The organism is Paenibacillus gallinarum (genome assembly GCF_014836635.1).
Classification (GTDB): domain Bacteria; phylum Bacillota; class Bacilli; order Paenibacillales; family Paenibacillaceae; genus Paenibacillus; species Paenibacillus gallinarum.
Genome location: NZ_JACSQL010000010.1, coordinates 15,188 through 39,657 on the forward strand (window position 1 = coordinate 15,188; position 24,470 = coordinate 39,657).

Annotated in this window: 21 protein-coding genes; 15 read left to right on the forward strand and 6 right to left on the reverse strand. The window is 43.0% G+C overall.

Annotation, left to right across the window (positions count from 1 at the left end):
* The first annotated feature begins 157 nt into the window (after nt 1–157).
* From purM to H9647_RS18535, 5 genes are all read left to right on the forward strand, one after another.
* Entirely contained in the window at nt 158–1,198 is a 1,041-nt protein-coding gene (gene purM / locus H9647_RS18515) for a phosphoribosylformylglycinamidine cyclo-ligase (RefSeq protein ID WP_191802750.1), read from the forward strand.
* Nucleotides 1,198–1,842 (forward strand): phosphoribosylglycinamide formyltransferase, encoded by a 645-nt coding sequence (gene purN, locus H9647_RS18520; RefSeq protein ID WP_191802752.1) that lies wholly within the window; start codon nt 1,198–1,200, stop codon nt 1,840–1,842. Before purM ends, purN begins: the two co-directional genes overlap by 1 nt.
* Nucleotides 1,843–2,051: 209 nt before the next feature.
* A complete protein-coding gene (purH, locus tag H9647_RS18525) occupies nt 2,052–3,599 on the forward strand; it encodes a bifunctional phosphoribosylaminoimidazolecarboxamide formyltransferase/IMP cyclohydrolase (RefSeq protein ID WP_191802754.1) in 1,548 nt (515 codons plus the stop codon).
* 273 nt (nt 3,600–3,872) lie between these two features.
* Nucleotides 3,873–5,138: a phosphoribosylamine--glycine ligase gene (purD, locus tag H9647_RS18530; RefSeq protein ID WP_191803074.1), complete on the forward strand. Its 1,266-nt coding sequence runs from the start codon at nt 3,873–3,875 to the stop codon at nt 5,136–5,138.
* Between the two features lie 318 nt (nt 5,139–5,456).
* On the forward strand, nt 5,457–6,068 hold the full coding sequence (locus H9647_RS18535) for an alpha/beta hydrolase (protein WP_191803076.1): 612 nt from the start codon (nt 5,457–5,459) through the stop codon (nt 6,066–6,068).
* A gap of 301 nt (nt 6,069–6,369) precedes the next feature.
* Here the strand turns inward: H9647_RS18535 and H9647_RS18540 are convergent, their stop codons facing one another.
* Complete coding sequence (locus H9647_RS18540; RefSeq protein ID WP_191802756.1) at nt 6,370–6,654, reverse strand: DUF4176 domain-containing protein; 285 nt, start codon at nt 6,652–6,654, stop codon at nt 6,370–6,372.
* Nucleotides 6,655–6,874: 220 nt separating this feature from the next.
* On the opposite strand from H9647_RS18540, the gene ilvA reads away from it, so the two are divergent.
* On the forward strand, nt 6,875–8,155 hold the full coding sequence (gene ilvA / locus H9647_RS18545) for a threonine ammonia-lyase IlvA (RefSeq protein ID WP_191802758.1): 1,281 nt from the start codon (nt 6,875–6,877) through the stop codon (nt 8,153–8,155).
* 146 nt (nt 8,156–8,301) lie between these two features.
* Here the strand turns inward: ilvA and H9647_RS18550 are convergent, their stop codons facing one another.
* Complete coding sequence (locus H9647_RS18550) at nt 8,302–8,685, reverse strand: VOC family protein (protein WP_191802759.1); 384 nt, start codon at nt 8,683–8,685, stop codon at nt 8,302–8,304.
* A 241-nt stretch (nt 8,686–8,926) separates the two neighbouring features.
* On the opposite strand from H9647_RS18550, the gene H9647_RS18555 reads away from it, so the two are divergent.
* On the forward strand, nt 8,927–11,719 hold the full coding sequence (locus tag H9647_RS18555; protein WP_191802761.1) for a stalk domain-containing protein: 2,793 nt from the start codon (nt 8,927–8,929) through the stop codon (nt 11,717–11,719).
* Nucleotides 11,720–11,821: 102 nt separating this feature from the next.
* Here the strand turns inward: H9647_RS18555 and H9647_RS18560 are convergent, their stop codons facing one another.
* Nucleotides 11,822–12,847: a PocR ligand-binding domain-containing protein gene (locus H9647_RS18560; RefSeq protein ID WP_191802763.1), complete on the reverse strand. Its 1,026-nt coding sequence runs from the start codon at nt 12,845–12,847 to the stop codon at nt 11,822–11,824.
* A gap of 241 nt (nt 12,848–13,088) precedes the next feature.
* Here H9647_RS18560 and H9647_RS18565 point away from each other — a divergent pair, with 241 nt between their 5' ends.
* Together H9647_RS18565 and dhaK are read left to right on the forward strand one after the other, a co-directional pair.
* Nucleotides 13,089–14,222, forward strand: a complete 1,134-nt coding sequence (locus H9647_RS18565) for a glycerol dehydrogenase (protein WP_191802765.1) — start codon at nt 13,089–13,091, stop codon at nt 14,220–14,222.
* Between the two features lie 5 nt (nt 14,223–14,227).
* Nucleotides 14,228–15,985 carry a dihydroxyacetone kinase subunit DhaK gene (gene dhaK, locus H9647_RS18570; RefSeq protein WP_191802767.1) on the forward strand — a complete coding sequence of 586 codons (1,758 nt, stop codon included), beginning with the start codon at nt 14,228–14,230 and terminating at the stop codon, nt 15,983–15,985.
* A 73-nt stretch (nt 15,986–16,058) separates the two neighbouring features.
* Here dhaK and H9647_RS18575 read toward each other — a convergent pair whose 3' ends face one another.
* Entirely contained in the window at nt 16,059–16,811 is a 753-nt protein-coding gene (locus H9647_RS18575; protein WP_191802769.1) for a DUF1129 family protein, read from the reverse strand.
* Between the two features lie 195 nt (nt 16,812–17,006).
* Here H9647_RS18575 and H9647_RS18580 point away from each other — a divergent pair, with 195 nt between their 5' ends.
* On the forward strand, nt 17,007–17,837 hold the full coding sequence (locus H9647_RS18580; RefSeq protein WP_191802771.1) for an alpha/beta hydrolase family protein: 831 nt from the start codon (nt 17,007–17,009) through the stop codon (nt 17,835–17,837).
* A 102-nt stretch (nt 17,838–17,939) separates the two neighbouring features.
* The gene (locus tag H9647_RS18585; RefSeq protein WP_191802773.1) at nt 17,940–18,722 is read left to right on the forward strand and encodes a DODA-type extradiol aromatic ring-opening family dioxygenase; all 783 of its coding nucleotides are present in this window, start codon (nt 17,940–17,942) and stop codon (nt 18,720–18,722) included.
* Between the two features lie 71 nt (nt 18,723–18,793).
* On the opposite strand, the gene H9647_RS18590 is transcribed toward H9647_RS18585, so the two are convergent.
* Both H9647_RS18590 and H9647_RS18595 read right to left on the reverse strand, forming a co-directional pair.
* The gene (locus H9647_RS18590; protein ID WP_191802775.1) at nt 18,794–19,006 is read right to left on the reverse strand and encodes a hypothetical protein; all 213 of its coding nucleotides are present in this window, start codon (nt 19,004–19,006) and stop codon (nt 18,794–18,796) included.
* A 179-nt stretch (nt 19,007–19,185) separates the two neighbouring features.
* Nucleotides 19,186–19,713: a DoxX family protein gene (locus tag H9647_RS18595; protein ID WP_191802776.1), complete on the reverse strand. Its 528-nt coding sequence runs from the start codon at nt 19,711–19,713 to the stop codon at nt 19,186–19,188.
* A 309-nt stretch (nt 19,714–20,022) separates the two neighbouring features.
* On the opposite strand from H9647_RS18595, the gene H9647_RS18600 reads away from it, so the two are divergent.
* From H9647_RS18600 to corA, 4 genes are all read left to right on the forward strand, one after another.
* Nucleotides 20,023–21,114 (forward strand): DUF3048 domain-containing protein, encoded by a 1,092-nt coding sequence (locus H9647_RS18600; protein ID WP_225229404.1) that lies wholly within the window; start codon nt 20,023–20,025, stop codon nt 21,112–21,114.
* A 323-nt stretch (nt 21,115–21,437) separates the two neighbouring features.
* Nucleotides 21,438–22,055, forward strand: a complete 618-nt coding sequence (locus H9647_RS18605) for a DUF47 domain-containing protein (protein WP_191802778.1) — start codon at nt 21,438–21,440, stop codon at nt 22,053–22,055.
* Between the two features lie 14 nt (nt 22,056–22,069).
* A complete protein-coding gene (locus H9647_RS18610) occupies nt 22,070–23,062 on the forward strand; it encodes an inorganic phosphate transporter (protein WP_225229405.1) in 993 nt (330 codons plus the stop codon).
* A gap of 310 nt (nt 23,063–23,372) precedes the next feature.
* Complete coding sequence (corA, locus tag H9647_RS18615) at nt 23,373–24,332, forward strand: magnesium/cobalt transporter CorA (RefSeq protein ID WP_191802780.1); 960 nt, start codon at nt 23,373–23,375, stop codon at nt 24,330–24,332.
* Nucleotides 24,333–24,470 lie beyond the last annotated feature (138 nt).

Here is a 24,470-nt window from a genome sequence, read left to right on the forward strand (position 1 = left end):
TTAGCGATCCAATCACCAACGTAAACATAGCAAGAACACCCAAAACTCCGGTCCGCTAGCAAATTTGCGGGTGTCCAGAGGGGCGCTGCCCCTCTGGGGTCCTCCTTGTCAGGGAGGATTTAGGTGGGTGATTTTCCCCTTAAGGATGGTGTCCAATTTGTCAGAAGCCTACAAGAATGCCGGCGTTGATATCGCGGCAGGCAACGAAGCGGTAGAAAAGATGAAAAAACATGTGAAGCGTACATTCCGTCCAGAAGTAATGACAGATCTCGGTGGATTTGGCGCTTTGTTTGGTTTGAATAAAGACAAATATGATGAGCCAGTACTGGTATCCGGTACAGACGGTGTGGGAACGAAGCTCAAAATTGCATTCGCCATGGATCGTCATGACACCATTGGTATTGATGCAGTGGCGATGTGTGTGAATGATATTGTCGTTCAAGGCGCGGAGCCTCTTTTCTTCCTTGATTACCTTGCTTGTGACAAAGTCGTTCCAGATAAAATTGAAGCCATCGTAGCAGGTATTGCAGAAGGTTGTCATCAATCAGGCGCAGCACTGATCGGCGGCGAGACGGCTGAAATGCCAGGTATGTACAGTGATGGTGAATATGATATAGCTGGTTTCACGGTGGGTATCGTAGATAAAGCTAAAATCATTAACGGAAGTACCATTACACCTGGAGATACCGTGATCGGGGTTGCTTCTAGCGGAGTTCATAGTAACGGATTCTCTCTAGTGCGTAAGCTGCTTCTGGAGCAAGCCGGCTATAGTCTTCATGATGAGGTTGCAGAACTGGGCGGTAAGCTTGGGGATGAGCTCTTGAAGCCAACGAAAGTCTATGTAAAGCCAATCTTGGCACTCCTGGATGAAGTGAAAGTAAAAGGAATGGCTCATATTACCGGCGGTGGATTTATCGAAAATATTCCGCGGATGCTTCCAGCAAACGTGAATGTAGAGATTAACTATGGCTCATGGCCGATTCTACCAATCTTTAAACTGATGCAGCAAAAAGGAAGTATTTCTAACAAAGACATGTTCACTACCTTCAATATGGGGGTTGGCATGGTGATTGTAGTAAGTGAAGCAGATGCAGAAAAAACAATCGAATCACTGCGTGCAAATGGAGAGGAAGCCTACACCATCGGCCGAGTAACGGAAGGAAACCAAGTGGTAACCTTTACTGGAGCGGATGTATAATGTCCGGTTTTCGTATTGCCGTATTCGCTTCTGGGCAAGGAAGTAATTTTCAGTCCTTAGTAGAAGCTGCATCTAATGGAAAAATAGAAGGTTCGATCGAGCTTCTTGTCAGTGATAAACCGCAAGCTCTTGTTGTCCAAAAAGCACAGGCTGCCGGGATTCACTGCCATCTGTTTCAGCCGAAAGATTATCCTTCACGTGAAGCATATGAACAGGAAATCGTCGAAAAACTGAATGCACTTAAAATCGATCTTGTTGTGCTTGCAGGTTATATGAGACTACTGACTCCTGTGATTGTCGAGGGGTATGCGGGAAGACTCATCAACATTCATCCTTCTCTGTTACCAGCTTTTCCAGGTAAAAATGCAATTGGACAAGCTTTGGATTACGGGGTAACTCTTACGGGAATAACGGTACATTTTGTTGATGGCGGAATGGATACGGGGCCTATTATTGCACAGCGTGCAGTAGAAGTTTCAGCGGAAGATACCGCGGAATCGTTAGGGGAATCCATTCATGCACTGGAGCAACAGTTATATCCAGAGGTTGTTTCCTGGTTTGCAAAAGGTCTTGTGAAACTGGATGGACGTAAAGTTACGATTGGTGCGAAAGAATGCCAGGAAAATACTCAAACTGCACCATAGTGGAGACATTCCAACATTTTGTGCGGGGCTAGTAAAACGGATACGGCATGATGTGATATTTCTCGGGAAATAAACGTAGTTTCGACGTTGTTCATTAGGCGTAAGAAATCGGTATTATCTTTATTTGATCGTTCCAATTAGACGTGTTTCGGAAATTAGTCTTTAACTATTGATTCTATGTGGTGACACACAAGAGGAGGAGCTTCATCGTGAGTATAAAAAGAGCACTCGTTAGCGTATCAGATAAAACAGGCATCGTGGATTTTTGCCGCGAGTTGTCTAATTTAGGGGTCGAAATTATCTCGACAGGCGGCACCAGCAGCCTGTTGTCGAAAGAAGGTATTCCAGTCATCGGTATTTCCGACGTAACGGGATTCCCTGAGATTATGGATGGACGTGTAAAAACACTTCACCCTGCCGTACACAGCGGGCTTCTCGCAGTTAGAGACAATGAAGAGCATCAAAAGCAAATGAAGGATCTCGGTCTTGATTACATCGATCTGGTTGTTGTAAATCTCTATCCTTTCCAAGAAACAATTGCTAAACCGGATGTTTCTTACGAGGATGCAATCGAAAATATAGATATTGGCGGGCCAACCATGCTCCGTTCTGCTGCGAAAAACCATGCTTTTGTTAGTGTTGTTGTAGATGCGAATGACTACAGTCAGGTACTTGCTGAGGTACGTGAACAAGGAGATACAACCCTTGAGACTCGTAAACAGCTTGCGGCAAAAGTATTCCGTCATACGGCATCTTACGATGCACTTATTTCCGATTACTTGTCCAATGTGAACGGGGATCCGCTTCCTGAGCGGTATACGGTTACTTACGAGAAGATTCAGGACCTTCGTTATGGAGAAAATCCTCACCAGCAAGCTGCATTTTACCGCAAGCCTCTTGCGCCGCAGGGCACGCTGACAACAGCAGAGCAACTTCATGGTAAAGAGCTTTCCTATAACAATATTAATGATGCTAACGCTGCACTCCAAATTGTAAAAGAATTCGAAGAGCCGGCTGTCGTGGCGGTTAAACATATGAATCCTTGCGGAGTAGGTACAGGTGAAAGCATTTATCAAGCTTACATGAAAGCTTACTCAGCGGATCCGACTTCGATTTTCGGCGGTATTGTTGCAGCCAACCGAATCATTGATGCGGATACAGCGGCAAAACTTAGCGAAATCTTCCTCGAGATTGTGCTTGCTCCTGATTTCACAGAAGAAGCACTCGAAATTCTCACCAAGAAGAAAAATATTCGTCTGCTCAAAATGGGCGAACTTTCTTCTGCTAAAGAACGTACGAGTCAGTTTGTTGTAACGAGTATCGACGGTGGTATGGTCGTTCAGCAAAGTGACGTACACTCCGTGGATGTAGATGATCTGCAGGTCGTAACCGACCGGGCTCCTTCTGAAGAGGAACTGAAACAACTTCTGTTTGGATGGAAAGTAGTTAAGCATGTGAAATCCAATGCGATTGTGCTCGCTTCGGATAATATGACAGTAGGTGTAGGTGCAGGACAGATGAACCGTGTAGGTGCAGCGAAAATTGCACTTGAACAAGCGGCAGATAAAGCAAAAGGAGCTATACTGGCTTCGGATGCATTTTTCCCATTGGGCGATACGGTAGAGCTTGCGGCTAAACACGGCATTACTGCGATTATTCAGCCAGGCGGTTCCATTAAGGATGAAGAGTCCATTAAGGCAGCAAATGAGAACGGAATTGCCATGGTCTTCACAGGAGTACGACATTTCAAACATTAATTTCCCGGAAATAAGGTACAAGGATATTTTCATTTCATCATATTAAAGATATATTACCTAAAATGGATTCAGATTCGAGCGTGATCTGCACACGATCAAAAAGGGGTTTTTGAACGGAACAGCATCAATTTCATAAATTCATAATAAGGTTTTATGAAATTAATTCTTCAGCAGAGCGTTATCTTATCTTTCCTGAGGCTGGGAGTGCAAAGCGGAGAGCTTGGCCTCTCAGCCTTTATTATTATTCAAAGGTACATACTTAAGGAGGAACTTATGGATATTCTCGTTATTGGTGCTGGCGGACGCGAGCATGCGATCGTATGGTCTCTATCAAAAAGTGAAAAGGTAAATACCATTTACTGTGCTCCCGGAAATGCAGGAATCAGCCAAATTGCACAGTGTGTGCCGATTGGTGTACATGAATTTGAAAAACTAGCTGATTTTGCAATCCAAAAAGAAGTGGGACTTGTTGTCGTTGGCCCCGATGATCCATTAGCAGATGGAATTGTCGATGTGTTTGAAGCGAAGAACATTCCGGTCTTTGGACCACGAAAAAATGCAGCGGAGATTGAAGGAAGTAAGGCATTTATGAAAGATCTGCTTCGGAAATATAACATCCCAACCGCAGCTTACGAGAAATTTGATAACTATGAGGCGGCACTCGATTATCTTCGTTCTCGCCCGGTTCCGATCGTCATCAAAGCTGATGGACTTGCTGCTGGTAAAGGAGTAACCGTAGCATACACTCGTGAAGAGGCAGAAACAGCACTTCACCTTATGATGGTAGAAAAGACATTTGGTGAAGCAGGTACAAATGTCGTAATCGAGGAGTTCCTGGAAGGTCAGGAAATGTCGATTCTGGCATTTGTCGATGGAGAAACCGTAAGATGTATGCCAGCAGCACAAGACCACAAACCGGTATACGATGGGGATAAAGGTCCAAATACTGGCGGGATGGGGACGTATTCTCCACTGCCGCATATCGATCAGGCGATTATTGATAAAGCCATAGAAACCATTGTTGTTCCAACAGCAAAAGCGATGGTATCCGAAGGTCGTCCATTCCGCGGGGTTCTTTTTGCAGGGCTCATGATCTCACCAGACGGTACACCGAAGACCGTAGAATTCAATGCTCGTTTTGGTGATCCTGAGACGCAGGTTGTTCTGCCAAGACTAAGAACAGACTTGCTTGATATTTTCCTGGCTGCCGTGAACGGTACACTTGCTGACATCGACATTCAGTGGAGTGACGAAGCAGCTGTATGCGTAATTCTCGCTTCTGGCGGATATCCTGCTTCTTATCCGAAGGGGATTGTCATCTCTGGACTTGAACAAGCAGGGGATGCTCTCGTATTTCATGCAGGGACAGCGAAAAATGATGCAGGTGAATATGTAACAAGCGGAGGACGTGTACTTGGCGTCGTCGGAAGAGGAACATCCATCGAAGAAGCAAGAAATAACGCTTATACGGCTACAAAACAGATCACTTTCGAAGGTAAACACCAACGCTCTGATATTGCAGCAAAAGCTTTAGTGTAATGTGAAAATATAGCTCCCGCATACAAATAGCAACAGATCAAAAACTAAAGATCAAAAACAAATAGATCAAGCACAAGCAGATCAAATCAGAGTAGGAACGCTCGGTTTGATCTGTTTTTCTTTTAATCAAGAGGAAATCAGATCTACTCTTGAACTGCGGATGAAAAAGAAGTATGATGAATTCAAAGAGATTATCTTAAATTTAAGATAATTAAGCGAGAACGCTCAGAGAATGAGAAAAGTGGGTAATAGAACTGATAACGATTCGATTGACTAAGGTAGAGTGATATGAAATAAAAGGAGAGCGAAAATATGACGATGAAACATGTATTCCATAAAGGGACAAATCCAGAATTGCCTACTATATTAGTGCTTCATGGCACAGGCGGAACGGAAAGCGATTTAATTCCTCTTGCAGAGATGGTATCTCCATATTCAAATATTTTAGGGGTTCGTGGAAATGTAAGTGAACACGGAATGTCCCGATTCTTCCGCCGCTTGGCAGAAGGGGTGTTTGATGTAGAAGACCTGATTTTCCGCACAAAAGAACTGCACGAGTTCTTGGATGAAGCAGCTAAGACTTATAACTTTGACCGAAGCAACGTAGTAGCGATCGGTTATTCAAACGGTGCTAATATTGCGGGAAGTCTCCTATTCCACTATGCCGACTCTTTAAAGGGAGCAATTCTACATCATCCTATGGTTCCTTTACGTGACAAAGACTTGCCTGATTTATCTGGAGTTCCTGTTTTTATCGCTGCCGGCAAAAACGATCCGATGTGCGCACCTCAAGAATCCGAAGATCTTCAGCAACTTCTTGAAGGGGCTGGAGCAAGCGTACAGTTACACTGGGAAAATAATGGCCATCAGCTGAGTCGTACAGAAGTTGTAGCGGCAGCTACATGGTTTAAGCAAAACATCATTTCTTAAGACGTATGATCCGATAAGAAAATTAGAAGGACACTTACTAGTAACATAATGAATAAGTAAGTAAGTAAATAAATAAGTGAATCATATTCATGATACCTTTCGTTGTCTAAACAAAAGTAAATATAGAACGTAACGGTTTCGTTTGTCTAAAATGTTGTCTAAAATATAGCCTCAAATGTAATGAATTATAAATTTGATTCAAGTAACATTCAAAAACCCAAAGGGATTCTCTCTATACGAGGGGAACACCTTTGGGTTTTCTTTCTCCTCTGCTAGTTGCAGTCACAGTCGCAGTTTTGAATTACTCTGCTTCTTTAATCGCTTCAGCAAGAATCTTGCGGAAAGCAACTTCCTCATGATCCTCGAATCCTTTGAAAATAACGTCTTTAATATCTTCATGATTAAAGAATGCGTTGGAATCTTCCGTCAGATTTCCGTGAGGATAGTAGCATGCAACATAATCCCATGTATTTTGAGATTCCGTATCATTTTGCAAACGGCCATAAATCATCAGCTTCTGTTTCCACTCTTTGATGCGTACAACAGAGCCAATAGGCAGTAAGTCTTGTTCGTAGTTAATCGACATTGGTTAGGGTCCTCCTCTTTCAAACACTGCTTTTATTTAAACATAGGTTTGCAGTGATATGCAAAATGTAACCTGAAAGAAAAGTAAATTTTTCAAGAAAATTCAGGAAAATCCGCAAAACGAACCGTCCTTCGTCCGTCCAAAGATGGTACAATACATAAAATAGAAAATATGTGCAGCGAATGTAAAGCTGACCAAATCAAGCGGAGTGTGGGAGAAAATGAAATCAGTGGAGACACCTAATCATGGCACTGTCCCTGTAGTGGGAATGGAAGATATCGTTAGAGCACACCATGTACTGAGAGAGGTCATTGTAAGAACGCCGCTCCAGCGTGATGCTGTACTATCTGCAAAGTACAATTGTGAAGTCTATCTGAAAAGAGAAGATCTGCAAGTCGTTCGTTCTTTTAAAATCCGCGGTGCCTATAATATGATCCGAAACTTATCCGCTGAAGAGCGTGAGCGAGGCATTGTTTGTGCGAGTGCAGGAAATCATGCACAAGGGGTTGCTTTTTCATGTAATGCCCTTGGGATTCAGGGTAAAATCTTTATGCCAAGCACAACTCCAAATCAGAAGGTTAAGCAAGTGAAACGTTTTGGCGGCAGTAACATTGAAGTTGTCCTTACGGGGGATACGTATGATGATTCCTATGAAGCGGCTATGCGAGTAAGAGATGAGCAGGAACTTACGTTCATTCATCCATTTGATCAGCCGAAGATTATTGCAGGGAACGGGACAATTGGGATGGAAGTCATGGAGGATCTTGATGGTCCTGCTGATTATGTATTTGTGACGATTGGCGGAGGCGGTCTTGCTGCTGGAGTGGGAACCTATGTTAAAACAGTGCATCCACAGACACGGGTAATTGGGGTGGAGCCTTTAGGCGCAGCATCCATGACAGAGGCGATGGATCAGAAACAGGTGGTTACGCTTCAAAAGATTGATAAGTTTGTCGATGGGGCAGCGGTGAAGAGAGTAGGAGATCTAACTTATGATATCTGTACCCGAACTTTGGATGATGTAGTTAAGGTTCCGGAAGGAAAAGCTTGTACCACCATCTTGGAACTGTATAACGAGAATGCAATTGTAGTCGAACCTGCGGGCTCTCTGGCCGTAGCTGCACTGGAACAGTATAAAGATAAGATCAAAGGTAAAAAAGTCGTATGTATTATTAGCGGCGGGAACAACGATATTGACCGGATGCAGGAGATTAAGGAACGTTCGCTTATCTATGAAGGACTCAAACATTATTTCATGATTAATTTCCCACAGCGTGCAGGTGCCCTTCGTGAATTTCTCTCGGATGTACTTGGTCCAGATGATGATATCGCAAGATTTGAATATACGAAGAAAACGAATAAAGAAAATGGTCCTGCCCTTGTCGGTATAGAGTTACTCAATAAAGAGGATTACGAGCCGCTGGTTGAACGAATGAAGGCGAAAAACATCCAGTATACGGAGCTCAACAAAGACCAAAACTTATTTAATCTACTGATTTGATCATTTTGTGAAAAACCCATAAGTAATGGATGGATTCAAATTTTTTAAGATGCTGGAACTAAAAAGTGAATATAATGATCGACAAACCCCCGTGAAGAAAGGTTCGCGGGGGTTTTGTTTATTTTGCTAAAGTCCGTAAAAATCGATTATTTATGATTGCTTCGTTCCATAAACTCCAGGCGATTTCCAAAAGGATCTTGAAGATAAAACCGAACGACACCTTCCTCTTGGCGGGCATCATCTGCGATGATCGGAATTCCTTGATCTACTAAGTAGCTGCGCAATGCTTCTAGCTGTTTTACATCAAAAGCAGGATGAGCCTTTGTAGCTGGAGAAAAATCAGCCTGCACGCCGATATGAACCTCGTGACTTCCACAAAGAAACCATACACCGCCCCTTTTTTGCAGTACTTCCGGTTTAGGGATTTCAGTAAATCCAAGGATTTCACTGTAAAAATGACGAGCTTCTTCCTCGCATCCGGGAGGACCTGCAAGCTGAACATGGTCAATGCCAACATAATGATAGTTCATGGATTTCACTCTTCTTCCTGTTTCGTATAATGAAACTGAATATCGTTAGATGAAATTAGTATCATTATATCAATAAAATGGAAAACGAAGAAGTGTTTCTTACCCTATCGCAATTTATATGCATTAAAATATTTTTTGTTTTCCGTCCCTTTTATGGAACTTTATCCCATTCACTTGCGTTATAAGATTGCTAAGCTAAACCAAGTTAATAATAATCCAAATACTGGAGGTAACAATAATAATGAAAAAATGGATCTCCACAGCAGTCATTGCTGCCTTAATTACAGCAAGTGTTCCCCCTGTCGTGTCTCACGCTGCAACGGCCATACAGATTTACATTGATAACGAGAAATTATCAGCTTCACAACCCCCAATTATGAAAGGCGCCAGAGTACTCGTTCCACTTCGGTCTATTTTTGAAGGGCTGAACGCAAAGGTCGTATGGAACAATAAGTCGAAGACGGTTACGGCCACCAAAGGCGACCAGACGGTATCTCTGAAGATCGGATCAAAGACGGCTACTATTAATGGCAATACGGTCTATCTGGATATTCCAGCCTCTGTAGTTAAGGGGAATACCATGGTTCCCATTCGATTTGTAACGGAAGCATTGGGAGAAGAAGTGTATTGGAACTCACAGGCAAAACGTGTGGATATCGTCACAAAGAGCGATGATTTGTCTACCTCTACCATTACAACGAGTGTAGGTACTCAGTATGGTGACGGCCGGGATATAAAAGTTGATTTTACACCTTCGCAGAACGAAGGCGGAGTATACGAATATCGTGTCATGTTAGTCAAGGATACGAGTGCAGGCAACTTTACACTTAATGCAGCCATGAATATAACCTCTGCGAACTATACTCAAGTAAGCAAAAGGAATGGAAATGTGAGTGTCACTTTAGGAGAGAACACACGGGATGTGAGCGGAGAGAAGATTAGATCCGGTGTAACTTACAAAGTGTATGTATTAACCGTTGGAAACGATGCTGCTGACTATGCCTCACTTCTTTCTTCCGCAAGAAATTCAATTACCCTGACAGCAAAACCAGCGGTGCAGGCAGTAAGTGAACTGCGTGTCAAAGATGTTGCGAATAACGGAGATGGCCGTGATCTTCAGATTAGTTTCAAACAGCCTGGAACGACATCGGATATTAACAGCTACCGTGCCTTTATCGTCAAGACCAAAGACGCATCATCTTTTGACCTAAATGCGGCGAACCGTGCTTCGAGCAGTTACTCGACGGTCATCGGTAAATCAGGAAGTTCCGTGATTACGACGACACTTTCCTCTTCATCACGCGATGTATCAGGGGATCTTATCAAGAATGGAACTGCATATACGCTGTTTGTTCTCTCGACTAGTACGAATACGAATGATAAACAGAATAGACTGTCCTCTGGTTCTTCGAGCTTCACTTTGGACGGAAGTACACTGACTGCTCCTTCCATTACATCGGTAACCGATCGAAGTGATAACGGAGATGCACGAGATCTGCAGGTTTCATTCAACAAAACAGGTGACGAATCCAAAGTAGGCTTTTATCGGGTGTTTGTAGTCCGCAATAATAACAGCTCTGCATTTACCATGAGTGAAGCGAATAAAGTATCTTCCGGAAGTTACTATGACATATCGAAGAATGGAAAAAACCAGACGATTACACTGCCGCAAAGCCTAAAAGATACAAGTGGGATTACGGTTCGTGAAGGAGAAAGCTATCGTGTGTTTGTAGCAGCGATGGGAAATCAGCAAGGAGGATATGAGAATTTATTATCTTCTTCCTCTAATGCAATCTCCTTAAGTAACAACTCGGTGTCGAAGCCAGCGACTAGCGTAGCTGTAAGTGATATTCAGGATTACGGAGATGGACGGGATCTACAGGTTACATTTAATAAATCATCTGAAGAATCTCGCGTAGATCATTACCGTGTATTTGTAGTGAAGTCAGGCAATGCAGGAAGCTTCGACCTTTCTAGAGCAAATGGGATGAGTAGTGATCGATATACAAGAGTAAATACAACGGGTGGCAATCTGAAGGTTACACTCGCATCCGGGGCAAAGGATACGGATGGATCAGCGATCCGCAGCGGGGTAAGTTACCGGGTATTCGTACTTGCCGTAAGTAACCGCGGGGATAGTAAGCTGAGTGCATTGTCATCTGCCTCTTCAGCGATACAGCTGTCTTCAAGCAGTGTTAGACCTGCTTCTAATGTATCTGCGAATATCAAAGGAAATAATGGGGACGGCCGTGATGTGACGATCTCTTTCCAAAAAGCTTCAGATGAAACTGGAATATCCCGTTATCTGATCATGCTTGTGCGAGCAGATGAAGCAAGCCGCTTTGATCTTTCCGCAGCAAATCGTGTATCGTCAAGTAATTACACGGCGGTAAATAAAAACGGTTCGAATATCTCCAAGCTTCTTGGAGAAGGAACCAAGGATATTAACGGTAATAAGCTGGTTGCCGGTACTAGTTATAAAGCGTTTGTTCTCTCTCTAGCAGATGGTTCAACCCGTTCAGTGAATGCCTTATCGGATGGATCGAGTAATTTTGCACTGAGTCAACCTTCCGTTCAGGTAGATCAGGCTAACATAACGAAGGTAGAGAATAAGCCAAATGGAAACCCTGCAGTACAAGTGAATTTCAATAAAGCAGGGGATGAGAAAGGTCTTTCTTTCTATGCAGTGATTGCAGTTAAAGCAGCTTCAGCTAGTCAGTTTACTTTGGATCAAGCGAATGCCCTGCCAAGATCACAATACACATCCGTGAATAAAACGGGTGGAAACGGAGTCGTCACTGTAGATACTTCAACGCTGGATTCAGATGGAAGTTCACTGAAACCGGGGGTTAGTTACCGATTCTTTGTTCTATCTGTAGCGGATGGAGATAAAGCAACGATTAATAGCTTATCCCGAGCTAGTGATTCCATTGTCCTTGAAGAAGTAACACCAATGAAAGAAGAAAAGAAAGAAGAACCGAAAGAACCGAATGAGGATAAGAAAGAAGATAAGAAAGAAGATAAGGGGAACTAGAAATAAGGTAATTTGAAGAGGGAAGGATGAACGAAAGCCGGGACCATGATATATGGTTCCGGCTTTTATGCTTGCCTTGCGTTTGTAGATAAGGGCGCGAGATTACCGAATCATTCTGCGATACACCGCTGGGGTTAGACCTTCTAATTTCTTAAACGTTTTAATAAAATATCCCGCATCCGTATATCCCAGGTCCTCGCTGATTTGATGAATTGGAAGATTGGTTTCTTCAAGCAGCTGCTTTGCCCATTCCATTTTCAGTCGAGGTACAAACACGGAAAAATTCTCTCCCGTTTCTTTTGTAAAGATCCGGCTAAAATAGCTTGGACTCACGTGACATAATTTTGCCATTTGCTGCAGCGTGATATTCTCATTTTTGTGATGATAAATATACTCAAATGCTGGGGTAAGCAAGGGGTTCATTGTATGGAAATCATGTGTAGTGAATTTCTTGATCTTTCTGTCGATCATCGTATTAACCAGCTCATGCTGCATGGCTTCCATATTTTTAAATGCGGTGACGGAAGGGAGATGAGTCGGGATTGTAAGCGGCACGTCCTGTGACAGCGCGTTTTTATACATCTCAATGGTTGCATTCTTCTGGATGGACTCCTCGACAATATAAGTAGAAAGCTGAAGCAGCATCTCTGCCGCTTGGGCCACTTCATCGTAAGTAAGCTGCGGTAGTGCGTTGTATTCTTTTTCAAGTACTTTGAATTTAGCTCGGCTTTCCGTATTCTCAGGACGATTCACAATCTGTTCAAGATATAGTTCCTGATCCGTCAATTTGATCTGTCCTGCCATAATTGCACCCACATATTGACCATCAACAAGGATCGGAATGGCAATATCCACGATATTAAAATGACAGGAATATATGTAGGGTTTGTTTGTTCGAACGGCCTCAAGCCCGCCTCTGGCATCACATTTCTGGCAGTACTCAGACAACATCTCGTCTTTACGCACAGCTTGGCAGAAGGACTGGCAATGACTGTGCTTCGTCACAGGGACACCTTTGTAATCGACAGTAATGATCGCCATTTTCGTTACAAGTGAGAGGGAGTCTTGGAGCCCGTGCCATTTATCAATATCAATGATTTGATTCAGATGGAAGTGTGCTGGTTTCATAGTGGTGTACTCCTATAGTGAAAAATTGAAGTTAGATGCCTAATTCTTCTTTAAGTATATCTTTTTACAGAAGTGAAGTACATAAAAGTACGATTTTTGACAGTTTAGTACAAAAAAACACAATAAGAAAACGCTTTAATTAGTAATCGTAGTTCAATGTAATGAGATTGGGTAAAAAATATAATAGAGATAGAGAAACAGAAAACAGATAGAAGAACCATTTTGCTAGGAGGTAATAACGATGAGAAGAGCTTTTATTAGTCCAACGAAATATGTACAAGGTGAAAATGAACTTTTGAATTTAGGATATTTTATTCGGACATTTGGTGACTCTGCGTTACTGATTGCCCATCCAGATGATATCGCTCGTGTGAAAGAACAACTGAACACAACTTCAGATAAATTTAACGTGACTTTTGTAGAAGGTGGATTCGGCGGAGAATGTACCCGCGAGGAGATCGCTAGACTGCAAAAGCTCGCAGAAGAGAAAAAATGTGATTGTACGATTGGCCTTGGCGGAGGGAAAGCCATTGATACAGCGAAGTGTGTAGCTGAAGGTGAAGCACTCATTATCGTACCAACGATCGCTGCAACAGACGCACCAACAAGCCATTCCGCTGTACTTTATACCGAGGATGGAGCATTTGATGATTACGCTTACTTCAAACAAAGCCCAAGTGTAGTCATGATTGATACTACGATTATTGCGAATGCACCTACTCGTTTCCTAGTTTCTGGAATGGGCGATGCTCTTTCTACTTATTTTGAAGCGAGAGCAACTGCTAGATCCTACTCTGGTGTGAACGCAGGTCTTCCTTGTGGTGTACTTGACGGCAGTGCACCGAAAGTAGTCGGTACAAAAGCAGCACTTGCGCTTGCAAAACTATGTTATGAAACACTGCTCGAAGATGGACTGAATGCGAAGGTTGCATGTGACTGCAACTTAGTGACTCCAGCGCTTGAGAATATTGTAGAGACGAACATCTTGCTGTCCGGACTTGGTTTTGAAAGTGCAGGTCTTGCAGCAGCCCATGCGATTCATAATGGACTTACTGCACTTGAAGGCACACATCATTATTTCCACGGTGAAAAAGTAGCGTTCAGTACCATCGCTCAATTGGTGCTTGAAAATGCTCCGAAAGAAGAGCTGGACGAAGTTCTTGCTTTCTGTGTATCCATCGGACTTCCGGTATGTCTTGCTGATATCGGCGTTGATACAGTTACAGTGGAAGAACTGAAAGAAGTAGCAAGAAAAGCATGTATTCCAGAGGAATCGATTCACTCCATGCCATTCCCGGTAACCGAAGAAGCAGTCGTTGCTTCCATCATGGTTGCTGACCAAATTGGACGAGAATATAAACAAAAGTTAGGGTGAACGATATGAAAAAAATAATGAACAAACCAGAAACACTTGTAAGAGAAATGGCTGGCGGTCTTATTCTCGCTCATCCAGAACTTACATTTGATTCAAGATATAAAATCATTGCGAAAAAAGAACTTAACCCTAGCAAAGTGACGCTGATCAGCGGCGGAGGAAGCGGTCATGAGCCGGCACATGCAGGTTTTGTAGGGAAAGGGATGCTTGATGTAGCCGTCTGTGGAGACGTATTTGCTTCTCCATCTCAGATTCAAGTTTACCAAGCGCTTCGTGGGTCACGCAGTGACAAAGGTACGCTACTTATTATTAAAAACTACAGCGGGGACATCATGAACTTCCGTAATGCTGCCCATCTGGCACGAGAAGACGGAATTACCGTTGACTACGTAAAAGTAGAAGATGATATCGCAGTGGAAGACAGTCTGTACACAGTAGGTAAGCGAGGTGTTGCAGGTACCGTATTTGTGCATAAGATTGCGGGAGCTGCAGCAGAACTGGGCAAATCACTGACAGAAGTCAAAGAAGCGGCACAAAAAGCAGCAGACCGTACGAAAAGTATTGGTTTTGCCCTGACTTCTTGTACCGTTCCAGCCAAAGGAAGCCCTACGTTCCAATTGAACGAGGATGAGATTGAATATGGAGTGGGTATTCATGGTGAGCCAGGGATTCGGCGTGAAAAAGTACTTCCTGCCGATGAACTCGCTCGCCGAATGGTTGAAGACTTGCTGAAACATATGGATCCAAATGGAGAAGATGAGTATGCTGTTCTCGTTAATGGCTTTGGAGGCTCACCGCTTCAGGAACTGTATTTGCTGAACAATGCAGTCATGAGAGAGATGAAGGCGAGAGGCAAAAAGGTGATGAAGGTTCTCGTTGGTGACTATATGACAAGTATTGATATGGCAGGCGCATCCTTGTCACTGATGCAGCTTGATGAGGAACTAAAGAATCTGCTTGCTGTAGAGTGTGAGACACCGGCGCTTACGATGAGAGGACCTCTAACAGAAGTGGTCTATACAGACCAAGTGGAAGAAGTTCAAGCAGATGGCGGTAAGAAAGCATCTTATACCGTAGAAACTTCTGAAGAATATTCGAAGGTACAAAACGAGCAGTTCTCTCTCAATAATCTGATCTATTATATCGACAAGATGAGTGAAATCATCATTAAGAATGAGGGACCGTTCTGTGATCTCGATTCTCATGCAGGAGACGGTGATTTCGGTACAAGTATCGCAACCGGATTTAAACAACTCAAAAAAGAGTGGGATCACGTACTAGAGAAAAGTTCCAGCATGTCCGAATTCCTTGATGCATGTTCTCTCATTATTATGGAGAAATGCGGCGGGGCTTCAGGTCCGATCTGGGGATCGGCTTTCCGTGCAGCAAGTAAAAGTGCAGGCGAGAAAGAAGTTCTTGGGGTACAGGATGTTGCTGATCTGTTGTCTGCCGTAGTGAAGGGAATCCAAGATACAGGTGAAAGATCATTTGGACGCGGAGCAGTTGTGGGTGACAAGACACTCATTGATGCACTTGTACCTATGGCTGATTCCTGGCAGAAGAGTGCAGATGCAGGAGAAGATATGCAGACTGCTTCTAAAAAAGCTGCACAAGCTGCGGTGGAAGGTGCGAAGAAAACCGAAGAAATCGTTGCTCGTATGGGAAGAGCAGGGACGGTCGGAGAACGAAGCATTGGATATCCAGATGCGGGAGCTTACGCGATCGGGTTTATTTTCACCGAGTTGTCTGAAGCAATGAAATAATAACCAATTCTTATCCTATAAAAAAGGCTGTCTACGTATCGTTTTCTGGCGATACATTAGACAGCCTTTTCTTTTATTTTACCCGTTTACGAACAAAGATCGGATAGATCAAGATAAAAGCAATAAGTCCGATGATGAGAAATGTAATAGAAGAGAGTTGAATGATGGGAAGGACTTTTCCAAGCATATATCCTAGTAATAGAATCACTACAACGACGATGAGATATTTGAGCATAGAAGTAAGCTGAAACCCTTTTTTTCTTACAGAGGATTGAACCTCATCGGTTCCATTGTTGAAAGAAAGCAACACTTGAATCAATACAATGGCTCCGCCTGCAATAAGAGTTAAAGTAAATAAGCTGATTCGGGTATAGGGAGTCGGATCTTGACCGCTCCATTCCGTTACTAATCCGATGAAGCCCATGAGTACAAAGACAATCGATATCGCAGACCAAGCAATCAGTAGATTGAATGAAATTCCTCGGGTTTCGCTCTCTGTCGCAGAAGATGAAGCTTCGGCCTTCGTGTCCTTTGGTGAAGCCCACTCCGAACCGGTTTGTGGTCTGTATTTCTGTTCTAGTTCTTTTATGTATCCTAGCGGATTACCTTCATATATGGAATCAGGTGCATCCCCTTTGTTTTGTGCTTCTACAAGGCGCTTAGCAGCATCCAGGAGCAATTCTTCCTGCTTCTGTGCTGGAATACGGGTGTCTCTAACATTCATAGAGAAAGTCTCATAAAAGGCTAAAGTTCTTTCCTTCATCTGCCCAAGAAAAGTATTCTGGCGATTTCGGAGCAGCATGATTTGTTTGTTGTTCGGTTTCATTCGTGTTCTCTCCTTCGGAGTACAGGCTCTGCTCATAAATTATACGGGACGACACCTTAATTCGCAAAAATGGATACAGAAAAAGGTTTGATTGACTTTTTTAGCAGGTGGATGCTACACTAATTTTACCTTAATTCATATTAAACCTATCGGATTTAAATAAATAGATATATTTCATTCTTAGGAGGCGTTTTTATGGAAAGACAAATCGTTATTCGTCATGGTGAGGAAGAACTTGCTGCGACAATTCATTATCCTGTCGTGTCTGAACTGCAAGAAGGAGAACGTCCTTCACGTGTACCGCTTATTGTTATATGTCACGGCTTTGTAGGCAGCCGGATTGGCGTCGATCGTCTTTTTGTAAAAACGAGCCGGGAACTTGCGGAAGATGGATATTTAGTGCTCCGTTTTGATTACATTGGTTGCGGTGAAAGCAGCGGAGAGTATGGAGCAGAAGGCCTTGAATCGATGATAAATCAGACACGCACAGTTCTAGACTATGCAATCCAGTGCTGTGACGTTGATCCTAAGAGAATCACGCTACTTGGACATAGCCTTGGCGGGGCGACAGCGCTGCTTACAGCGGTGAGAGATAAGCGCGTGAACAGGCTGATCATGTGGTCTGCAGTAGGTTATCCTTTCAATGATATCGTGAAGATTACGGGCCGCAGTACATATGATCAGTCTGTAAAAGAAGGAAGCGCAGATCATCTCGGTTATAATTTTAGTCCGGTGTTCTTCAATTCGCTGGCTCAGTTTCAGCCGTTTCAGGAGGCTGCTAAATTTACGGGAGACGTACTTATTGCGCATGGAACAAGCGATGATACCATTCCGGTCGATTATGCTTTTTTGTATCAGAAAATATTTTGGATGCGTTCTACTGGGCGCTGTGATAAAGATATTATTTTTCAGGGGAATCATACATTTTCATCAGGACCAGAACGGGAGCAACTTATCAAACGTACCCGTGCATGGCTTGCTGAACAGAATCGGATAGATGAGGACTGGCAACACTGGATGATCTAATGAAAAATTATGAAATTAATCCTGAAAATGATTGGAATTCTTACATTCTAGCGTTAAAATAAAGGGGCAACCATTATACCTGTGTCTGGAGGCTTGGCAGCGATGACCTTACCTACATTGTTTATAGCTCACGGTTCACCTACCCTTGCGGTGGAGGATAACGAGTATACTGCTTTCCTTAGAGAACTCGGTACCCGTATGCCGCTTCCCAAAGGCATTGCCGTTTTTTCGGCGCATTTCGATGAGCCGGTGCAGACCGTATCGATGGACGAGCATCATTCCACGATGCATGATTTTTATGGTTTTCCTAGCGAGATGTATGAACTGGAATATCCGGCTCAAGGTGATCCTGCATTATCTAGGAGAATATGCGAAATTTTCAAGGAAGCGAACCTTCCTGTGAAACCACTTAAAGACAGAGGACTCGATCATGGCGTTTGGGTTATTCTTCGTCATATGTTCCCGGAAGCGAACATTCCAGTAGTCGCCTTATCTGTAGATTCACAGCGTTCTTCGGAGGAACAGTATCATATTGGACGTATGCTGGCCCCGCTTCGCGAAGAAGGAATTCTACTGATTGGCAGCGGAGGGGTGGTTCATAATTTGAGGAAGCTCAGTCAGCAAGACGAGCCTGAAGGCTGGGCAGTGGAATTTGATGAATGGGTTGCAGAACGTCTTGAACAGTGGAATCTTAGAGAGCTGTTTGCTTACGAGAGAAAAGCACCTTATGCGGAGGATGCAGTTCCTTCTTATGCTTCAGAGCATTTCGCTCCCTTGTTCTATGCAATGGGCGCAGCTGATGCAGATCGGAAGGCCGAGAGGAAATTTCAGACCTATCAATATGGCAGTCTCAGCTTGAACTGCTGGCAGTTTGGAACAACGTAAGTCTATCTTTTATAAAATAAAACAAGGCATCCCTGATCAAAAGGGGATGCCTTTCTTGTATGTAAGCAGAATTACTTTTTGATCTCGAAGAATTCACATTCGTTCCGTCCATGATAAGCCAGGTCACTGACACTAGACTGGATCACGATCGTCTTCTGATCAAACCGAATAATCTGTCCTCCGTTATTGATCTGATGATTATCTTGAAATACTCGAATTTGATTCTTGCCGTTCATTGCTTCTTCGAAGTCAGCATCGGTATTCAGGCGGCGATTAACAGCCATATACACACACCTCCAGGTGGTTAATTATGAAACGATAGACTTTTCTCTACCAGAAATTATAACATAGGCAAAGCGTGTGTAGAGGCAAAAAAACAAGCTCCCATTTACAGGGAACTTGTTCATAGAAGATATGATGATTTAAGTGAATCAATTTCATAATAAAGCGAGTAATATTTTGATTAATAATTTTGTTGTGTTTTTATGTGAACTGCTTTGTCTTTATTTCTAAATTTACCAAACAGGCCGCGGATGTAAGGAACCACCCAGTTATCAAGACCGATTTTACCTGCGTTAAATCCAGCAACCAGGATAAACATTTGAAGCAAGATCAGCTGTGCATTCGTGCTTACTGTACCCGAGAAGAGGAAAGCGAAGTTCATGACCATTGCCATCAGTACGGCGAAAGTAGTGAAACATCCAAGGATAAGACCAAGACCAACAAGGAACTCACCAAGCGGTACAAGAACGTTGAACAGTCCTACATTCGGTAGAGCAAAAGTTTGAAGGAAGCTTCCCCACCAACCTTGAACCGTTGCGCCCTCACCAGTCGAATTGGTGATCGCATAGCCGATAAAGCCACTTGCATCAAAACCGCCGCTGGTAAGTTTAGCCCATCCGTGAGTCATCCAATCATAACCGATATAGATACGCAGTACAGTTAGTAACCACATTGCTACTTTATTTTCTCTAATCCATGTTGTAAACATAGAAACCACTCCATCCATTTTTTATGGTTTATTAAAATATTACCGAGCATCCAAGTTGCGGTTGCTTTATTGCTGAACTGATTTTTTTGCTATAAAAGTGATCACTCTTTCGATGTCTTTATATTAAAATAAATTCCACATCATGGTTGTGATATTTTTCACAAATAGAAAAAGAATTCATTTACTCCATTTTCAATTCTCATTATTTCCAAATTTTCAACAAATAGGGACAAAACCCCTACTGGTGTGATTAAATAAATGAGATAACCATGTTCATTAGAGTGGACAAACGGAGGAGGAAAAATCGGTTTGCATAAAAAATGGAGACTTGTGGCGTTATTGATGTTCTTATTGGTTGTGCTTCTAATGACAGCCTGCCGTGCCGAATCATCAAAACTTGCGGATCCTTCAGCGCTTGAAATGGAAGCACCAACGGAATCAATAGATTCAACAGATCCAACAGATTCGCCCCAAGAGAATCAAGAACAAGACTACGCTTATACGGCTCCTTTAACGGGGATGAAAGTAGAAGAACCTGCTGAGAAAAGGCCCGTTGCGGTAATGATTAATAACGCGCCCGCTGCTAGACCCCAATCGGGACTAAGCCATGCTGATCAGATCTATGAAGTGCTTGCTGAGGGAGGTATCACCCGGCTGATTGCTATTTTTCAAAGTGAGGGTACGACGGAAACGGTAGGTCCTATTCGCAGTATTCGCCCTTATCTAATAGAAATTGGAGAAAGCTATGGCAGTATTTTTGCTCATGCCGGAGGAAGTCAGGCAGCCTATTCTATTTTGCAAAATCAGGGAAAACCTTATCTGGATGAAATTTCGAACGCAGGTCCCTACTATTTCCGAAGTAGTGATCGCAAAGCACCTCATAATTTGTATTCATCGCTGGATCAGCTGAGAGAAGCTGCTGCGAAACGAGGATATTCGGAAGAGAATAAATCACCTGTATATAGCTATTTAGAAGAAGGAACGCAGGTGGAGGGAGAAGAAGCTCTCCATTTTGATATTACCTACTTAACTAGCAGTTACGAAGTGAGTTACGATTACGATAAGTCTACGAACACGTATGTAAGAAGTGTAGAGGGAAAAGAGGATATCGATGCCGATAATGGGGAGAGGCTCGCAGCTTCCAATGTTATCGTATTATCCACAGCCCATAAAGTACTGGATGATGTCGGAAGACTCAGTGTCGATCTTACATCTGGCGGAGATGCGATGTTATTTCAGCAAGGTAAAGTAATTCACGCGAAATGGTCCAAGCAAGCAGGGGATCTTATTCGTGTGACGAAAGAAGGAAAGGAACTGCCGCTTGTGCCCGGAAAGACCTTCTTTAGTATTGTGACGAGTGTACCACCGCTTGGTGAGCATGTTATTATTCGTACACCTTAATAAAAGTGAAATCATAAAGTTTGCTCATATCATATGTCTATTGAAAAGCTAACTACCTTAGGTCCTGACCGATCAAAGAGCGTTAGCTTATTTTGTTATAGAGTGAGGACAAAGTTAATAGAAGCAAGACAATGATAAGCGTTATAAACAGTATTTGGATAATATGTGTCGGCACTGGTCAGTCTATGTCAAAAGATGAAAAATTCTATTGTAAAAATCGTTCGTTTTTTATGTAAACACAATGAAAAGTGTGATAAGATATCACTTGTTGTCATTTCTTTTCATTAAATTTCACGCAATCTTTCTGTGAAGGGGATATAAAAATGGCTTTTAAGAAGAAAAAAGATATTTTTTTCGAGTCACTCGAAAATATGGCAAATACCGTTGTACAAGCTGCAGACTACTTTGCACAGAACACCGGCGATCTAAGTAACATGGTTGAGTTCACTGACCAAATGAAGAAGTACGAGACCGAGTGCGACAACTATACGCATACGATCATCAAAGAGCTTAACAAAACGTTTATCACGCCGATTGAACGTGATGATATTATGGCTCTGGCGACAACACTTGACGATGTACTGGATGGACTTGAAGCAACGGCTTCCCGTTTCTATATGTACGATCTGAAAGAAGCGGACGAGTATATCATTCAGTTCTCCGAAATTCTTCGTGAATCTGCTTATGAAATTCAGAAGGCAGTTCACCTCTTATCACAGAAAAAATTGCTCGCTATCCGTGAGTATACGATTCGCCTGAATGATCTGGAGAATCAAGGAGACGAGCTTCTTCGTATCTGTACTAAAAACTTGTTTGCTTCCGTACAGGACCCAATCGAGCTGATTAAGCGTAAAGAAATCTACGAGCGCCTTGAGGCAACTACAGATTCTTGTGAACATGTAGCTAACTGTCTTGAGTCCATCATTATGCGGAATTCATAAGGAGTATGTGAGATATGGATATAACAACTCCACTATGGATTCTAGGGATTGTCATCTTTTTAGCTTTGGCCTTTGACTTTATCAACGGTTTCCATGATACAGCTAATGCGATTGCAACCTCAGTATCTACTCGTGCTCTGACACCGCGTCGTGCGATTTTGCTCGCAGCCAGTATGAACTTTATCGGGGCGCTTCTATTTACAGGAGTAGCCAAAACCATTGGGGGAAGCGTTGCAGACCCCACCCAGCTAGATAACGGAATCAATATTGTTATAGCGACGCTCATTGCAGCGATTGCTTGGAATTTAATCACCTGGTGGTTTGGACTTCCCTCATCTTCTTCCCATGCACTGATTGGTGCACTGGCGGGGGCTGTATTTATCAGTGAACCAGGGAAGCTGAACTGGTCTGGATTTACTAGCATTGTTCAAGGTCTGATCTTGTCTCCTATTATTGCCTTTGCAATTGGTTATGTGGTCATGACGATCCTGAAATGGATCTTTGCCAAGCGTAGTCCGCATAGTGTAAACAAGGGATTTCGTACGATGCAGATTTTCACAGCTGCTCTACAATCCTTTACACACGGAACGAATGATGCTCAGAAGGCGATGGGGATTATCACATTCGCTCTCGTAGCAGGTGGTGTTCAAGACAACATGGAAGTTCCACTGTGGGTTAAGATTGCAGCTGCAACAGCGATGGCGGGTGGTACAGCCATTGGTGGATGGAAAATTATCAAGACGATGGGTACTAAAATCTTTAAGATTGAGCCGATTAACGGCTTTGCAGCAGATTTCTCAGCAGCATCTGTAATTTTCTCAGCTACGCTGCTTCATTTACCAGTAAGTACAACACATGCGATTACGTCAGCGATTCTCGGGGTTGGTTCTGCCAAACGATTCTCGGCTGTGAAATGGTCCCTAGCAGGACGAATAGTAGTCACTTGGTTTATTACCATCCCGATTACGGGATTACTCGCTGGTCTAATTATGTTCTTGTTCTTCTAAACATCATAAATGCAATTTTATATATAAAGGTAGAACCCAAATTAACTCGTAAAGTGTGGATACTTTATTACGAGTTATTTGGGTTCTTCACGCCTTTATGTGGAAAATGTTCATAACTCTGTGAATATGGGGACATTTTCCTGAAGATAATAGCATTATAGAAGTTATCCACTTGTGGACAGCCGAAATGCGGCTGAAATCTTGTGAGTTTGTGAATAACATCGTAGTTCGGTTACAGGTATATAGAGGGTAATAAAGAATGAGTACATAACTTCTAGGAATGGATACTGGAAATGGAGGGGAAGCTCCCTTGATTCGTACACTGGCAATAACTCAGGAGCATGAGGTTGTCATGAATCAGCCGCTGCAGGAGATGAATCTTCAGGATTATACGTTTGTATGGGCTGACTTTAGCCGTCCAACTGAAGAAGAAACCCAGTTGCTTACTGACTATTTTCATTTTCATCCTCTGGCTGTTGAAGATTGTCTGCATGTACTTCAGCGTCCTAAGCTTGATTATTATGATGATGTTTATTTTCTTGTGTTGCATGCGCTTCGCATGGGAGATGCACAGCCGCTTGAAGTTGATTTATTTCTAGGCCCAAATTACCTGGTCTCTTATCATCATGATGAACTGGATGAGATCAATCAGGCGTGGGAGCGGATGGCAGAACATGCAGGTGAACGAACGATTTGGAGTAAAGCAACTGTAGCTGTGGCTTATACCGTGATGGATAAGCTGGTCGATGGATATTTTCCGATTCTCTTTGCTATTGAAGATGAGCTGGGGGAGCTGGAGGGACGAAGCAGTAATGAACCTGTCGATGAGCTCATGAATCAAGTATTTATGCTGAGAAGCAGGTTACTGCGACTAAGAAGGACTTTTGTGCCGATGAGAGACTTGTTATATCGGGTAGTTCATTCCGAGCGAATCCAGGGTGGAAATGAGCATAAGCTGTATTTTATAGATATATACGATCATCTGCTCAAGCTTACGGACATGCTCGAAGCAGACCGAGAAATGACAGCGGATCTGAGAGACAGCTACATCTCACTGAATTCGAACCGAATGAACAATATTATGAAAACACTTACCGTAATTACAACGATATTTATGCCGCTTACCCTGATTGCAGGTGTTTATGGGATGAACTTTGAACACATGCCAGAGCTGGGACTAAAATATGGGTATTTCAGCGTTGTTCTGTTTATGGGACTGCTTAGCGCGGGAATGATCTTCTGGTTTAAAAAACGAGGATGGTTTCAATAATATGGGGACTTCTGCTATCAAGCTAAATAGAAGATTTAGATTGACCGATGTGTGAGAGAAGACTGAAAAATAGCACAAAAGCACCCATCACTTAAGGTAAGCGAGGGTGCTCTTATGAACCGCGTTGCAGGGAATAGC